This is a genomic window from Olivibacter sp. CPCC 100613, assembly GCF_036959255.1.
Classification (GTDB): Bacteria; Bacteroidota; Bacteroidia; order Sphingobacteriales; family Sphingobacteriaceae; genus Olivibacter.
In genome coordinates, this window is sequence record NZ_JAWMTI010000002.1 from 461,550 (window position 1) to 476,083 (window position 14,534).

The 14,534-nt window shown below is 40.9% G+C and carries 9 protein-coding genes; all 9 read right to left on the bottom strand.

Annotated elements, in window-relative coordinates; genetic code table 11:
* Window positions 1-5: 5 nt before the first annotated feature.
* The gene (locus RYH73_RS08420; RefSeq protein WP_335312974.1) at window positions 6-1,943 is read right to left on the bottom strand and encodes a glycoside hydrolase family 127 protein; all 1,938 of its coding nucleotides are present in this window, start codon (window positions 1,941-1,943) and stop codon (window positions 6-8) included.
* A gap of 73 nt (window positions 1,944-2,016) precedes the next feature.
* The gene (locus tag RYH73_RS08425; RefSeq protein WP_335312975.1) at window positions 2,017-3,474 is read right to left on the bottom strand and encodes a glycosyl hydrolase family 28 protein; all 1,458 of its coding nucleotides are present in this window, start codon (window positions 3,472-3,474) and stop codon (window positions 2,017-2,019) included.
* On the bottom strand, window positions 3,461-5,464 hold the full coding sequence (locus RYH73_RS08430; protein WP_335312976.1) for a glycoside hydrolase family 97 protein: 2,004 nt from the start codon (window positions 5,462-5,464) through the stop codon (window positions 3,461-3,463). Before RYH73_RS08430 ends, RYH73_RS08425 begins: the two co-directional genes overlap by 14 nt.
* Window positions 5,465-5,524: 60 nt before the next feature.
* On the bottom strand, window positions 5,525-5,944 hold the full coding sequence (locus tag RYH73_RS08435; protein ID WP_335312977.1) for a hypothetical protein: 420 nt from the start codon (window positions 5,942-5,944) through the stop codon (window positions 5,525-5,527).
* Window positions 5,941-6,858, bottom strand: coding sequence for an ROK family protein (locus RYH73_RS08440; protein WP_335312978.1), 918 nt, complete (start codon window positions 6,856-6,858; stop codon window positions 5,941-5,943). The genes RYH73_RS08435 and RYH73_RS08440 overlap by 4 nt, the downstream gene beginning before the upstream one ends.
* Before the next feature lie 11 nt (window positions 6,859-6,869).
* On the bottom strand, window positions 6,870-8,069 hold the full coding sequence (locus tag RYH73_RS08445; protein ID WP_335312979.1) for a glycoside hydrolase family 88 protein: 1,200 nt from the start codon (window positions 8,067-8,069) through the stop codon (window positions 6,870-6,872).
* Window positions 8,070-8,131: 62 nt separating this feature from the next.
* Window positions 8,132-9,865 (bottom strand): RagB/SusD family nutrient uptake outer membrane protein, encoded by a 1,734-nt coding sequence (locus RYH73_RS08450; RefSeq protein ID WP_335312980.1) that lies wholly within the window; start codon window positions 9,863-9,865, stop codon window positions 8,132-8,134.
* A 20-nt stretch (window positions 9,866-9,885) separates the two neighbouring features.
* Complete coding sequence (locus tag RYH73_RS08455) at window positions 9,886-13,143, bottom strand: SusC/RagA family TonB-linked outer membrane protein (RefSeq protein ID WP_335312981.1); 3,258 nt, start codon at window positions 13,141-13,143, stop codon at window positions 9,886-9,888.
* 264 nt (window positions 13,144-13,407) lie between these two features.
* Entirely contained in the window at window positions 13,408-14,280 is an 873-nt protein-coding gene (locus tag RYH73_RS08460) for an AraC family transcriptional regulator (protein ID WP_335312982.1), read from the bottom strand.
* Window positions 14,281-14,534 lie beyond the last annotated feature (254 nt).

Genomic DNA, 14,534 nt, shown 5'->3' on the forward strand with positions numbered 1-14,534 from the left:
CATTCTTATTTTAAATTCCAATACACAACATATCTTTCGTGATGGATCTGATGAATGGGCTTTAGTAGTATATGTTGATCCGCTGTTATGGCCGCAAATGTCAATGGCTTTCCCGGTAAGCGTTTCACTACTTTGTCTAGATTCTTATTGTTTAAGTGCAAGGATGTTTTTAGACTGGTTGGAACACGATAATCATAAGTATAATAATCATTGTATTGCGTTGGATCAGAAAATGGGGCAGGATCTTTCATTCCTTCTGTACCCATTGCTCCCGCTAGCACCAAAGGTCCGTACATAACGGCCGCCATGTTGGAATTATCATTTGTTCGTGCAAGATGCAGGGACATGGGATAGGTAACTTCTACGGTATCTCCAGCTCTCCAAACACGTTCGATCTTGATGTAAGAGCTAGGTATTTGTTCTACTTTCACAGATTTACCATTTACACGAACCTGCACATTTGAACTCCAAGCAGGATAACGTAACTGTAATGTCCAAGAATTTCCATTACTGCGGTTTATAATAAAACGAACCTTATCATCTGCCGGAAAGATGGTCTCTTGGCGGAGGACAATCCCCTTTTCTTTCCAATTCAACGTCGAGGGAATAAATAGGTTCACAAATAAATTTGCATCTTTATGGTAATAAATGCCTTCACCATATTTTGTGTGATTTTCGAAACCGGTTCCTACACAACACCAGAAGGATTGGGTTGAGGTACTATACACTTTATGTGCACCTGGCAATAGAGGCAGGAAGTAAGCAACCATACCTGATGCCGGATCTTGTTGCCCTAGGATATGATTGTATAAAGCCCGTTCGTAAAAGTCCATATATTTTAGATCGGCATCCCAAGTAAACAGATGACGGGTCAGCTTCAACATATTATTCGTATTACACGTTTCCTGCGTATAGCCTGTTAAATTTTTCGATAATTCGTCATCAGGGATAAATTTTTCACTGCTACTGTTTCCTCCCGTACAATAGGTTTGATGGTCCACTACCGTTTGCCAAAAAAATTGCGCGATTTTTTTGGCCTGTGTAGTATTATTGAGCTCATAGTTGCGTGCTTCGCCGATTACTTTAGGTATAAACGTATTTGCATGTTTAGCATATAAGTTGGCCTGCTGATTTAACAAAGGGTCAATAACATCATTATGGTAAAAAAATTCGGCCAATTGTTGATGTCGTTTATCACCTGTTATCGCATACAGATTATAAAAAGCTTCATTCACCCCTCCAAATTCATTTCGTAGCATCCGTTTGCGTTGCGTATCGCTCAGCACCATGAGCTTTTGATAAGCCCATTCGGCAGCAGACTTCATTATTTCCAAAGCCTGATCATTTCCCGCATATAAATATTGATCAATCAAACCTGCATAAATCTTGTGCAGCGTATACCAAGGAGCCCAAACACTTTTTCCCGCAATATTTCTATTAATCAGATTTTCCGGAAAGGCACTGATATATCCTTTTTGTCCAACTTCTGCAAGTGCCTCTTGCACCTCCGCCAAGCCCATAACCAAGCTATCTCCCTTCAATTTATAACGCTGGTCGCCAGTAGCCGCATACAGATACGAAAGAGCCGATAAGATATGGCCTGTTGAATGCCCACGTAGATCACAATCTAAAGACTCCCATCCACCCAGCTTTTTTACATTCATATAACCGCCTTCTTTAGCGGAGAAAACACCTGCCGTATTCCGAAAACTCTGTAACAATTGCCCTACTTCCAGTTTCAACATCCACTGAGATGCTCTCTCCATATTATCTCGAAATATGGATTTTTCAAGTTTTATATCCTTTAAATCAAAACTATTAGCTTTTATATCCGCTAAAGTGGGGATAATTGTTTTCTCTTGGTGTTGTCCGGGATAGAGCGACTGTGCCCATGTTCCGATGTTCAACAACAAGAAACATCCTATTAACATCCTCTTTTTCATCTGTACCTATTTCTTTTAACCATAAAAGGCTTTATTTATACTTTCATCAATCATCTATCCATTCCGGTCTGTATTAAGGCGTAAAAGCAACTCCTTCTACATGCTCGCCTACGAATATTCGCGCCATATCACCCGTTTTATACCATTTGGGTTTGTTCGGCATGTCATCGGTTATAACCTTCCCATTTATACGCAGATTTTTAAATACCACATTCTTTATTTTCCGCTCTTCATTGTAGCCTGCAATTACCGATATTTCGCTGTTCTCCCCATTATAGCTAAGGTCTTTAAAAACAATATTTTCAATACCCAAGCCCGGCGCTTTACAATATTTTTCATTAAAAAATATTCGCAAATTGACCAATTGACCCTGCCTAAAATCCTCCACACGGATATTTTCAAAATATATGTTTCGGATCAGGTTATTATCTCCTGCATTAATCGCTAAACAACCTTGGTAATCCAGTTGCGTTTCTTGATGATCGAGGATATCTATGTTCTTATAAAAGATATCTTCAATAACATCTGGTTTTTCAGCATTTCCATGTATTCCAATAAAAATTGGGTGAGCCACATCCGCCCAAAGGGTGGAATTTTCCATACGAACATTTTTACTTCCTCCTTCAAATCCCTTTCTAGTAGCGTATACGGTGGTACAGTCGTCCGAATTCCGACAAAAAACACCGTCGAATAATACATTATTACTGGCAAAGACATTCATACCATCTCCCCATCCATAATAGCTGACGCTTTTCACATTGCGGATGGTCACATTATCTGATCCACCTGTAGCGCATTGTGTTGTGAATATTCCTTCCACATATACATTCTTAGCCTTTGCGATATGGATTCCCATTTTGACGGTATGTTCTACCATACCGCGACCAATAACCCTTACATTTTCTACGTCTTCTATTCTTATTTGCCCTCTTAATATTGCCCCACCATCGATATATACCGTTTTGTTCGATGGAACACGAAACCCTTCTTTTCCTATTTCGTGGATACCGGCATCAAAAAAAATCACGTTAGGATCGTTTCGATTGGGTATATTTTTAACGATTGGATTTGCAAATAGCAAGAGATTATGAAAAATATCACCATTTATTTCAACGGAAAGATTCCGTGGTCTATCCAATCTAAAAATCAAGGTATTGCCTTTCATATTCGATCGAATCGCATAGGACAAAGGCCTTATTTTTGCCTGGTTGATCACCCCTTTATTAAAAGTTACCGAGACCTCTACTTCACCCTCAAAGTCAAAATAAGCCATGGAGGAATTTTCGACCGTATGTTTTGCCTCAAGCAACTTATCTACTTTAATCAAGTGAGTTGGTACAGATTGCCATTTCTTATTATTTAACAGACGAACGGAGACGGTATAATCATTATTAAGTAGAGCACCTAACGGAGCTGGATATACCACCAGTTTCTTTACTTTATCATTTGCGCTTAATGTAATTGTAATATTCGTCAGCAGACAAAACAACATAAAGAGCGATCGACTGATCCTATGTTTAAATTTCATCATCTTGATTTAATTGTCCGTTCATTAATGATTTATAATTTTTCATATCAGCCTTTGTAGCAGGCCTAATATGGAATGCGGCGCCACCGCTCGCTTTCAACAAGAATTGTAGGGATGTACCGGCGTCAACCAAAAAACGCTTTACCGCAACCTTGGTTTTCGTGCTGACATGATCATCGTCTGTATAACTGCTCAACACGTATTGCTTGTTATTTTTCAGGAAGTTTAAGGCCAGGTCTATCTTCCGACTATCATTATTGGTAATGGCTCCGATAAACCAGTCTTCACCATGGCGACGGGCAGTTACGATATGCTTTCCAATCTCGCCCTGCAAGATTTGAGTATCATCCCAGGTTGTTTTTACTTTATCAAAAAATTCGATCTCCGGTTCTCCATTATAGTGCGAAGGGTTATCATACCAGTACAAGAACTGAAGCGGACTATAGTATACTACAGATAAAGCAAGTTGATGTGCATGTGTCGTCTTTATACGATTATTGTAATAACAGATCGTGTAGTCTCCTGCTCCAGCTAAAAAACGTGTATAGGGTAGAATGGTGTTGTGGGTAGCATCGGGCATCTCCTCATTTCCGCGAATGCCTTCTTGAGTTAATAAATTTGGGTAAGTTCGGCTAAAACCAGTTGGTCTATACTCATCGTGGATATCCACGAGCAACTGATATTGAGCTGCTTTTTTTACCGCTTTGTGTAACCAGTCTGACCAATGATTAGACCCAATTTGCACAAAGCCAAACTTGACACCTTTGATACCCCATTTCCGATACAAACCGAATAATTCATCCAAGTCATCAAGCAAGGCTCGTTGGTTGACATAAATAAAAATGCCAATACCCTTCTGCTCAGCGTAATTGATCAGCTGCTGCATATCGATGTCTTTATTTTTCGCTACTTGATTAGCTTTGGAAGACCTTTTCATCTCCGGCCCATACCATCCCGCGTCCAGATGCACATATTGTAAGTTATGGGCGACGGCAAAATCAACACAGATTTTTGCTTCCTGTGTAGACAAACCTGAACGAATTGCTTTCCCTGGCTTGATCCAAGACGTATTCTCGATTTCATTTGGATCATTTAAATTGAGCACCAGATCATTATTCTCAATTAATTCTCCGGGTTTTTCTGCCACCATAATGACACGCCATGAACTTGAAAAAGGACTGATTGCATCCACCTCACCGTATATAGATGTAGCTAATGTATTTGGTTTACGCAACTTGAATTTCGTGCGTGCATAATCCACCATGCGCGCCTCCAGCAAAGCTACATAAAGGCCATTTTTTAGTTGAAGCGTTAGCGGTCGTTCGCTTTCATCCTCCCAATCGATTAAGGGCTTCAGGGAATATGGCCCCTGCGCCCAACGTTCATAGTAAGCCTGTGTACCTTCTGCGAAAGAAAAAGAAGTCTGTTCTCCGGTAATATGTAAAAATAAACCATTCGCACTTTCAGGGAAGAAATACTTGAACGCAATTCCCTCATCATATGCCCTAACAATAAAATCCATCTCATAGCTTTTCCGTTTATCGTATGTGGTGCCATGCGCCCCTTCGCTATACTCCTCATCAGCTCCAAATTTGACAAAACGTAAAGTCAGTTCATTATAGTGATTTCTGATCTGGCTACGTTCACCATAGAGCGGCGCCCATTCTGTCCGTATCTTATTGCTTTGTTCTTCTTTGAAATCAAGATTTTCGCACCATAAAGTACTGGTATCATTTTCAATAGCTAAAGCCGATTCGAACAATTGATTTTCAAGCAAAACGCCTAACTCAGACTCTTTCACCACTGGTTTATTTTGGTAGTTCAAGCGGTAGTACAGCTGTTTTTTGCCTTCTTTTGATTGTTTTTGATATATTTTCATTTCATATCGCTGATCGGGCGATTGTATATTCCATTCTTTAAGAATGGTGTTTTGATCGGCAAAGGCGCATGTTGTACAGATGTAAAGGAGAAATATGGTTAGTCTGGTTCGCATTGCTTATGTATTTAGTATAAAAATTGTTTTTTCTATTTTCATCGACTGAGTCACTCATCGCTATTCTATCCGGAACCAATCAAAATCAGCGTAGCCCCCCAAGCGTTTGTTTGCATCGGCTATACTGAACAGGCCTACTTTGGCTCCAATCCACTTATCTGGTAATGCGAAAAATGACTCCCCTATCTTTTTAAAGTTTTTCCCATCTTCACTGAAGAAAAACCGGCAACCTGCATCGGGCTCCTGAATCCTTACCTGTAAATAAACTTCATCCGAGGTAATATACTGTTCGGCCACTATTTTTTCTGGAGCCTGCTCCAATGCATTTTTACAAAATACCTGCTGTAATAATACCGGTTTTTTATATGTTCCATTTCCTTGATCGGGCTGCCAAATTGAAGCTGATTTCTCTTGTGCCCGATTGATCGTGCTCCATGCGGTAAAAAGAAGCAAGCAAATTATAAACTCTCTAATCATCATTCTTTTTTGTATGACTTGTTTCCATTACCCCCAAACAAGAAGGCGGCACCTATAATGGCCGATTGCTCGCCCTGTCTCGCCAAATTAATATCGGGTGTGATTCCTTGATGTGATAAGATTTCCTGCAACTGTGGTAAAAAGTATCGCTGCCCCTTTGAAATATTCCCACCGAAAACCACCGAATCTACGTTGTGCTTCACGATATGGGGCGCTAAAAAATCAGCAAGGGCATAGGCATATTCCTCAAAAATCAAGTCAACCGCTTCATCCTTTCCAACAAGGCTTATAAGTGATTCTACCCCATTTATTTGTTGATTACTTGATACCCTGTATCGCCCTACAAACCATCGAGTAGTGAAGAAGTCGTCTGCAATACTGGTTTTATAAATTTCTCCACCCAAGTTCAGGTCCTTTGTTTCACCCATGTAACTTAAAGCTGCCCCAAAACCGGTTCCGAGTGTTAAGCCTAGAACTTTCTTTTGAGTTTCAACCAGTCCAGTAGCAATCTCGCCATGTAAAAACGCTTCAGCATCATTTCTAAACAGTACCTGATCCGGTAGGAAAGCCAAACGTATTACGAATTCGTTCCTGATATTTGTTGCGTATAAGTTTTCATACTTATCAAGCCCTTTAATGTAGGCTATACCCTTTTCATAATCAAAGGGCCCTGGCATCGCGAGTGCTAATTTGCATGGTCGATCCGATAAAGAATCACATACCTCTTCCAGTGCCTTGCACCAGGTAGATAATATTTCTTCCTTTGTACCTTTACTATCTACCCGCATCCGAACAATATGTTCGTTCATTACTTTGGCGGAAGATAAATCTACCGGTGCTACCGTAATATGGGATCCGCCAATATCAGCGGCCAGCACTATTTCTTTTTTTAACCGTTTGGAATCGATTTCGACCATCTTCATAGTTGTTAATAACGCCGGTTACTGTTTTTCAATCGTAAAAGGGCTTCCAAATAATAATAATCAGCATAATTAATGGAAGCATCCACCTCGCTGTTATTGGGTTTGTGGCCGGTTACATGCTTGAGAAAAGCGGTATTTGCCTTTCCACTTTGATAGTTATCAGACAAAGAAGCGAGCATATCAACTGCCTTTCTATAATAATGAGCCGCTTTTTCCTCGTCATCTACCAAGCTGGAAAGTTCTAACAAGGCCGATGCCGCCACTGCCGCAGCAGAGGCATCTCGGGGTGCCTTTGGGATATTTGGATCATCAAAATCCCAGTAGGGAACCAAGTCATCAGGCAAACGATCGATATATACTTTAGTTACTTTTTCGGCAAAATCTAAAAATTCTTGTTTACCTGTTTCTCTGTAGCACATAGTATAACCATATATAGCCCATGCCTGCCCTCTCGACCACATCGAGCTGTCCGAATAACCCTGATGCGTTAGCCCCTTTATCTTCCCACCGGTTTTAGGATCATAAATTACGGCATGGTAAGCGGAATAATCCGAGCGAAAATGATTTTTCATGGTTTTTTCCGCATGACTCACAGCAATATCATATAATTTCTTGTCTCCACCATTTTTGGAAGCCCAAAATAAGAGCTCCAGATTCATCATATTATCGATAATTGTATTATGCTTTGGCCATTCCATATGAGGAACAGCCCGTGGCCAAGACAAGATTGTACCGACATGCCCATTAAATAGTGTTGCCAAGGTATCTGCTGTTGCCAATATAATGTGCTTATAGCTTGTATCTTTTGTTAACCGATAACCATTACCGAAGCTATTAAATACTTGAAAGCCTAAATCGTGATCAAGAGCTGATTCTTTCGACAGCGGGGTCAGTTCACGAGAAAAACGATCTGCTGCAGCTTTTAGGGAATCATCGCCGCTCGCCTGATAAGCATACCACAAGATTCCCGCCCAAAAACCACTTGTCCAATCCTTGTAATTGATCAAGTTCCAGTTGCCTCTCGTATTGGTAATACTCCTTGGGATATTAGGTGTATCAATCGGCAGACTCTGCAATGTCTTCTTGAGCTGAACGACACAATACTCAATATCTTTATTTGGATCGTAAATCCTATCTTTCTGATGGCAAGCCAATAAAGTCAAACTGTAAAAAAAGAGACAGCAGCATAAAATTCGTATCTTCATAAAATTTAAAAAGTTGTTCTCCCTGGTTTGGAGGAAGAGGCTAATTGTTTACTTTTTTATCGTTACCACCCTGGGTTCTGTTTCAGGTTGGGGTTCAACTGAAGCTCTTGATTCGGGATGGGAAGCAAATAGTTCCGCTCATTCCATTGCCTTGCCGTTTCCAGCGTAAATACGCCATTTTGGATTCGATCAGAAATAGCAGGGTATTTCTTTTCCCAATCCGTACCAGCCCACGTAATTCCCTCCAATGGTTTCGGTAGCTCTATTTCCGCAATCTTCCACCGTTTCAAATCGTCTATCCGAAAACCTTCCATAAACAATTCGACTGTACGTTCTCGTCTGAGTTCGGCTCGTAAATTCAGGCTATTAACGGAAACAAACGCATTGCTTAATTTGGGCATATTCTTATTTACTCTTTGTCTCACTAGGTTTAAACTTTTATCCAGGTCAGCATCTGATATCGCATCATTTCTTTCATAAACTGCCTCAGCATAATTTAATAAGACTTCTGCATAGCGAATGACAGGATAATCGTATCCCTCTGCATTATCGTCTACCCTTCGCTCTGTCGCCCATTTCTGATTGGCATAACCGGTTCCCATCGCGCCATTATGCCGGCCCCGGGAATTAACGCGATCGGCCGCATCACTTAACCAGTTAACCCTACTTGACGGAGCTTCATTATCCCAATAATAGTCGCCATCAATCATCATCATATACCGCATACGATTATCTCGATTTGTATATTCAGATCGGGTGGTGCCATAGCCATTGAAACCAGATCCAGTCCGATCTATAGGCAAGCCGTTGGCCATCAGAAACATATCAGCAAACTTCTTGGTGATCTGCAAACCTAAGTAGGTATGTGTCACATTGTATCGAATTTGCCGGAGTTGCGAATCATAACGATTGGATAAGATATATTCCTTATTAGCGGTTTTGCTTAGATTAGCGGGATTCGACTGTTCATTCTCTAGTATAAACAAATATTTTTGTGCAGAATCACCCAGGACTGTCGGTGCAAATAATTGGTAATACCCCGATTCGATTACTGCATTACTGTTCGTAATAGCTAGGTCAAGTAAGCTATTATATCGAGTAGCATCTCCATTCCTGAATTTTTGCCAAGACCCCTCATATAATGCCACTCTACCTAGAAAGGCTTGTGCAGCACCTTTGCTTACGCGACCCTTTTGGTTGCTTGTTATTTCATTTTCATAGGGTAACGAAAGAATGGCCTCTTCCAGATCACGAATAATAAAATCAACCACTTCCGCTCGGGTGTTCTGTGTCCCCTGAAGCTCCGGAGCCTCAATCGTTAACGGCTTATCAAATAATTGTACTTCACCGTACATCTGTAGGAGGTCAAAATACACGTAAGCCCTAAAGAACTTAGCCTCTGCCACATAGCTTGCAATTTCGTCCGGATGCACATAACTTGCCGCTTTATCCAAAAAATAATTGATGGCACGTATACGTTTGAATGCATCTGAATAATTATTATCACTATTTGTATTGGTATTGGTACCATTACTATAAGGATTTCGATCATTTGCGGCAATCAGATCACCCCTGATTTCCGCATGCGGTGCGTCTACCACACCAATCTGATTAAACGTACGCAAATACGTATAAAATTCGTTTGCTGCCAGCTCATACTGATCAGCCGTTTTCCAGTAATCCGCATCCGAGATTTCGTTGATCGGTTTAAGATCAAGCATTTTATTACATCCCGAGAAAGCAAGTCCCGCTATGAATAAGGAGAAACATGCAATATTTTTATATAGGGTATTCATGATATCGTTGATATTTAGATTTACAAGGTTAGATTAATTCCGAAGGTGTAGAAACGATAAAACGGGAAACGTTGGCTAACCGTATGAACGTTGTTGTTATCACTGTCTCCCTCTGTATTAACCGTTCGCGGAGCCTCGGGATCCCAGCCATCACGTATTTTACTAATTTCCCAAAGATCATTTCCTGAAAAATAAACGCGTAGACGTTCAACTCCTATTCTATTTGTTAACGTTTGTGGTATTGTATAACCAAATACCAGATTTTTCAACCGAAGGTATGCTCCATTCTCGCGTACAAAATCGGACGGAAAATAGTTGTAATTATTAATGTTCCCGGTAGTTGATATACGCGGATACGTTGCATCGGTCCGTTCAGGTGTCCACCATTTGTTATAAAAAGCCTCATTCTGTGCCTGATACACCACCGCTCCAGGAATACGCCAGTTGCCGGTTCTGAGAATAGTTCTTTTTCCAACTCCCTGAAAAATGAAACTCAGGTCAAAACCTTTCCAGTCGATCCCTCCATTAATGGCAAAAGAATAACGGGGATCGTCCGTGCCCAGAAATACAGCATCTTCAGGAAAGGTAATTTTACCGTCACCGTTTACGTCTTTAAACATATTATCTCCCAACTGTAAGCCGTTATTTCTACCTGTACCTTGTGGGAGTACATTTGAACCGTTCTTATAAGCTGCAATATAGGTGTCTAATTGATCTTGTGTCTGGATACGGCCATTGTATACCAAACCAAAATAGGAATTGATCGGATAACCTTCAACAGCTGTATTAAAGCCCTGATTACTTGACTGGATAAGCGTTTGCCCCCCAAAATTGACAAGTGTATTCTTTGCATCAGCGATATTACCTCCGATACGATAATTCACATTTCCGATCTTGTCGCGCCAGTTTAGGCTGAGCTCCCATCCTGTTGTTTTCAGTTCACCGTTATTTCCCTGAGGGGCTGTAGCTCCAAGAACAGCAGGAAAGGTACGTGCCAAGAGCATATTTTTATTTCGCTTAATAAAATAGTCAGCGCTCCCTACCAATCGGTTATTGGCAAATGCAAAATCGAGTCCTACGTTAGTTGTTTGCAGCTCCTCCCAAGTCCGATCAAAGGCTACCAGGTTTTGTGGTGATACGCGAACTACCGGGCTGTTTCCAATAATAGGAAAACCACCAGAAGCAGGCCCCGTTGAATAATCTAATCGTAAATATTCATAATAATCGTACAAACCAATGCCACTTTGATTACCTACCGTACCCCAAGACGCCCGAAGCTTCAAGTCGCTTAAAAAACGGACATCTTTTAGAAAGTCCTCTTCCTTCAACCGCCATCCCCCAGATATACCTCCGAATATTTTCCATCGATCTTGTGCCCTAAATCGGGAAGAACCATCGTATCGACCATTAACTTCCAATAAATAACGTCCTTTATAACTGTAATTTAATCGACCAAAGTAGCCTGCCAGCGCATTATGCCCTTGTGTTTCTGCAACGGATTTTGTAGTAGGATCACCAAAACTATTACTCAAAGAAGGCGGAACACCATCGAGTACATCCAGTGTTCTTCCCAAAAAGCGGTTGAAGTCATTCCGCTCGTACTGTGCACCCGCCATCATTTTAAAATCATGATTGGTATCAAACACTCTTTGGTATTGCAAATAGATATTTCCAGTATAATAATTTTCCCGGCGTGCACCCCGTTGATAAAAATTTTGATTCGCCCCAGTTGATGTCAAATAAATGGGAGGAGCCGTTTCGAAGTAATCATAATAACCTACCAAGTTTTCCTGCACGCGGTTATCGCGATTGTAGAAATAATAACCCACCGCAGCATTGGCGCTCAGATGCGCATTCAACTGATACGACAAATTGAAATTGGTGTTGATTCGTGTATGAAATTCTTTATTTGCCCCACCATATTCACCAATGTTATTAACTGCCACATTACCAATACCTGATCCCCAGATATAAGGTTTTCCGTTAATGGTACTTGTAGGCATACCTGGTTGAATTCCATTGTTCAACAAGCCTCCCAAACCGCTAGGTTGTACAATATCATTCCGCTCCAATGAGATGTTACTTTGCAGCTTAAATTTATCCGTAATCTGATAATCATGGGATAAACGTAGGTTATAACGTTTATTACTGTTATCTCCATATTGCAATAAGCTCCCGTCATTTAAATATCCCAGAGAAATACGGTACCCTGTTTTCTCTCCTTTGCCACTGATACTCAATTGATGTTCCTGGCTGCTCGCGTTTCCCCACAATACATCTTGCATGGTACCGTCAAAGAACATAAAGTCGCGAACGTCTGTGAAACCAGTGAAACCTTGATCTAAATACTGTTGCCTTGTTAGGTAGTTTAACCCATTTTGCTTTGCATAAATAGATGCCCGAGCCAAATTGATCCACAAATCTTCAGCACCAAATCCATCCGATAAACGTGCCTCCTCAATCATTGGTCCCCAGCCATTTACATCTACCAGATGCGGCAGCAAACCCACACGTTTCATTGATAGAGACCCATTATAGTTGATAGTCGCTTTTCCATCAATTGCGCGCTTTGTGGTAATCAAAACAACACCTCCCGCCGCACGTGCACCATAAATAGAGGCGGCAGCCGCATCTTTCAAAAAAGAAATATTATCAATATCATTTGGATTGAGGGAATTCAATGCATTTACACCGGGTACAGGCACACCATCAATAATAACGAGCGCTTCTGTACCGTTAACCGAGGTCGCACCCCGCATTTGAAAATTCCAGCTTTCGCGGCCAGGTTGCGCTGAACTACGTGTAACGGTCACTCCTGCCACCTGTCCTTGCAGTGCAGCCAAGGGATTTGCGATCGGACCACGATCTTGAAAAGTTTCTTTACTTACTGTTCCTACTGCCCCCGTTAACGAAGTTCTACGTTGGGTTCCATATCCTACTACCACCACTTCGTCCAAAGCCTGTTCATCAGCCTGAAGCTTAATCGTTAATCGCTCTCCTGTAGTGGCAGTCACCTCAGTGGAAACGTAACCCGTATACGAAATCTGTAGTGTCGAGCCAAGGCTGGCTCGCAAAACGAAGCTCCCCGTCGCATCCGTGGCCGTACCTTGAGAGGTGCCTTTTATTTTTATGGATACTCCGGGAAGGGGTTCTTGCGTAACAGCATCTACTACTCTTCCCGTCAGTGTACTTTGTGCATGCGAGACCAAATAGGCCACGGTTAATAAGAGCAAACTCAGGATTACACTCTTTTTCCAAAAATCAGTTAAATAATTCATTTGTTCTTGTTATTGGTTAGATTGTGTCACCGACAGCTATTTATTGCCGGTGCATAAATTTATTGCTTCGCAAAACTAGGTATCCTAAATCGGTTCAGGAATTCAGCAAGCGACTTTACAGTCAGTGTATCTTGCACATAAAAAACATCAAAACACTAATAAACAGCAATTTACATCAAAATAAACCTAAAATATATGTTAATTATCCATAGCAGTTGGCTAAATACATGTGATTATTTGTTGGACATTATTCCATTCAGGGACTCACACAAGATTTTCACCATGTTGCGCCAAGTAAGCCTTCGGCGTTTTTCCGGTGTTTGCTTTAAATGCCTCATGGAATGAAGTATAGTTTTTAAACCCGCAGCTATAACATATCTGTTTAACCGATAATTTGTTATCGAGCATCAATCGGCAGGCGTAACCAATACGCACGTCCTGCAAAAAACGACCAAAAGTTTTTCCAGTTGCCGATTTAAAATACCTGCAGAATGAATTGGCTGACAAATCGGCTACACTAGCCACTTCATCCAAACTGAGCGCGTTTCTGAAGTTCTGCAGGATATAGTTGTAAACCGTGTTAATTCTGTTGCCCTCTATCCGTATAGCAATTGGCCGAAATCCCGCCGAGGTTAGTGTCTTCAATTTATTGCCATTTGCCATGGCTTGCAAGCAATTTAAAAGCAATACGATTCGCTTAAATCCCTCTTCCTGATCAATCTTCTCTATTGTATTTGAAATCATCGTTGCTCCATCTCCTCGTAATAAAATCCCCCTGTTGGCCTTTATAAAAAGTGCCTTTACTGCCTTAGCCTCCGGCAATTCTAACCAGGTTTGGCCTATAAAGTCCTGTTTAAAATGTAATACGGTCGAATAGGCAGTGCCATTGGATACCATCTCATCATCGTGGTTATAACGCCAATAGTGCGGCAAATTAGGACCTATGAAAACTATGTCACCTGGTAGAAATGAGGTGGTCGAATCACCGATATATTGCATACCTGTACCTTTATGGATACATATGATTTCCATTTCTTCATGGCAATGCCATTTATTATGATTATTTGGTTTCATGTCCTTTCGTATAGTAAAAGAGGCAGATGCCATTGTTGGAATCATAATCCGCTGTGCTATCATGATCAGTAAGATTTATTTTACAATTATTGGTTAGCAACTATTTGATTGTTTGCTGGTACAAAAATGACCAATTAGGCAGGTATTTAGGGGTACAAATCCGTAAAGATGGGGTATATTTTCGACTTAAAAAGGCTTTTTCCGCTGTCCTATATCGGTTTAAGCAAAAATTCACCACTGTGTCTATCCTTCAGGATAATCACCTTTTCAATTCAAAATTTATAAATGAATAAAAAATTTTACATTTACGGCGCCGA

Bases quoted from the DNA above. Each gene is read 5' to 3' on its own strand.
- RYH73_RS08450 (WP_335312980.1), bottom strand. From the start codon at position 9,865: ATGAATACCCTATATAAAAATATTGCATGTTTCTCCTTATTCATAGCG.
- RYH73_RS08460 (WP_335312982.1), bottom strand. From the start codon at position 14,280: ATGATAGCACAGCGGATTATGATTCCAACAATGGCATCTGCCTCTTTT.
- RYH73_RS08430 (WP_335312976.1), bottom strand. From the start codon at position 5,464: ATGCGAACCAGACTAACCATATTTCTCCTTTACATCTGTACAACATGC.
- RYH73_RS08445 (WP_335312979.1), bottom strand. From the start codon at position 8,069: ATGAAGATACGAATTTTATGCTGCTGTCTCTTTTTTTACAGTTTGACT.
- RYH73_RS08440 (WP_335312978.1), bottom strand. From the start codon at position 6,858: ATGGTCGAAATCGATTCCAAACGGTTAAAAAAAGAAATAGTGCTGGCC.
- RYH73_RS08420 (WP_335312974.1), bottom strand. From the start codon at position 1,943: ATGAAAAAGAGGATGTTAATAGGATGTTTCTTGTTGTTGAACATCGGA.
- RYH73_RS08435 (WP_335312977.1), bottom strand. From the start codon at position 5,944: ATGATGATTAGAGAGTTTATAATTTGCTTGCTTCTTTTTACCGCATGG.
- RYH73_RS08455 (WP_335312981.1), bottom strand. From the start codon at position 13,143: ATGAATTATTTAACTGATTTTTGGAAAAAGAGTGTAATCCTGAGTTTG.
- RYH73_RS08425 (WP_335312975.1), bottom strand. From the start codon at position 3,474: ATGATGAAATTTAAACATAGGATCAGTCGATCGCTCTTTATGTTGTTT.